The following is a 1,679-nucleotide window of genomic DNA, read 5'->3' as shown; positions in this document are numbered from 1 at the left end:
GCCAACCACAGCCCGGACCGACTGACCCGGCCCCTGGTGCGGGACAACGGCAGGCTCGTGGAGACCGACTGGGACACCGCGATGGACCGGATCGTGCGGCGCTCCCGCGAGCTGCTGGCGGGCCCGGGCGGCTGGGGACACTTCGGGTTCTACACCAGCGGTCAGCTGTTCCTCGAGGAGTACTACACGCTCGCTGTGCTCGGCAAGGCCGGCCTCGGCACCCCGCACATGGACGGCAACACCCGGCTGTGCACGGCCACCGCGGCGTCCGCGTTGAAGGCCAGCTTCGGCACCGACGGGCAACCGGGCTCCTACACCGACGTGGATCATTGCGATGCGATCGCGCTGTGGGGGCACAACGTGGCCGCGACGCAGACCGTGCTCTGGGCGCGGATGCTGGACCGCCGCCGGGGACCCAACCCACCGGCGATGCTCGCCGTCGATCCGCGGTCGACACCGGTGGCCCGCGAGGCGGACGTGCACCTGGCAGTGCGGGCGGGCACCAACCAGGCCCTCCTCAACGGCCTGCTGCGGGAGATCATCAAGCGCGGCTGGTACGACGAGCGGTACGTCGCCGCGCACACGATCGGCTTCGACGAGCTGGCCGAGGTCGTGGACGCGTACCCGATCCACCGCGTCGCCGACATCTGCGGCCTCGAGCCCGCCGACGTCGAACGCGCCGCCGAGCTGCTCGGCACCGCCGACCGCCTGTTGTCCACCGTGCTTCAGGGCTTCTACCAGTCCAACCAGGCCACCGCCGCGTCCTGCCAGGTCAACAATCTGCACCTGCTGCGGGGCATGATCGGCCGGCCGGGCGCCGGCCTCTACCAGATGAACGGTCAGCCCACCGCGCAGAACACCCGGGAGACCGGCGCCGACGGTGACCTGCCCGGCCTGCGCAACTGGAGCAACCCCGAGCACATCCGCGAGCTGGCGGAGCTGTGGAACGTCGACGAGATGACGATCCCGCACTGGTCCCCGCCGACCCACGCGATGCAGATCTGGCGGTACGCCGAGCAGGGCTCCATCAAGCTGCTGTGGATCAGCGCCACGAATCCCGCCGTGTCGCTGCCGGACCTCGCCCGGATCCGCCGCATCCTGGCCAAGCCGGACCTGTTCGTGGTGGTGCAGGACCTGTTCCTGACCGAGACCGCGGAGCTGGCCGACGTGGTCCTGCCCGCCGCGACCTGGGGGGAGAAGACCGGCACGTTCACCAACGTGGACCGCACCGTGCACCTGAGCGAGAAGGCGGTCGACCCGCCCGGCGAGGCGCGCTCCGACCTCGAGATCTTCCTCGACTACGCGCGGCGGATGGACTTCCGCGACCGCGACGGCGCGCCGCTGATCGGCTGGGCCACCCCCGAGGAGGCGTTCGAGGCGTGGAAGCGGTGCTCGGCGGGGCGGCCGTGCGACTACACCGCGATCAGCTACGAGCGGCTGCGCGGCCCCAGCGGTGTCCAGTGGGGTGGGGAGCGGCTCTACACCGACGGCGTGTTCAACACCGAGCCCGGCTACTGCGAGACGTACGGCCAGGATCTGAGCACCGGCGCCGAGTTCAGCGCCGGGCAGTACCGCGCCAAGCAGCCGGGCGGGCGAGCGTTCCTGCACGCCGCCGACTACCAGCCGTCGGCCGAGGTGACGTCCGAGGAGTTCCCGCTGCTGCTCACCACCGGGCGCAC

1 protein-coding gene is annotated in these 1,679 nt (G+C 71.3%); it reads left to right on the top strand.

The window, feature by feature from the left end; all coding sequences use genetic code 11:
* Positions 1-1,679 (top strand): molybdopterin-dependent oxidoreductase (locus AB0M20_RS42065; RefSeq protein WP_364306971.1); only part of this gene is annotated, 1,679 nt, incomplete at both ends.

Source organism: Actinoplanes sp. NPDC051633, from assembly GCF_040681735.1.
In the GTDB taxonomy this organism is placed as follows: domain Bacteria; phylum Actinomycetota; class Actinomycetes; order Mycobacteriales; family Micromonosporaceae; genus Actinoplanes.
This window is presented reverse-complemented; position numbering and strand designations above follow the sequence as displayed.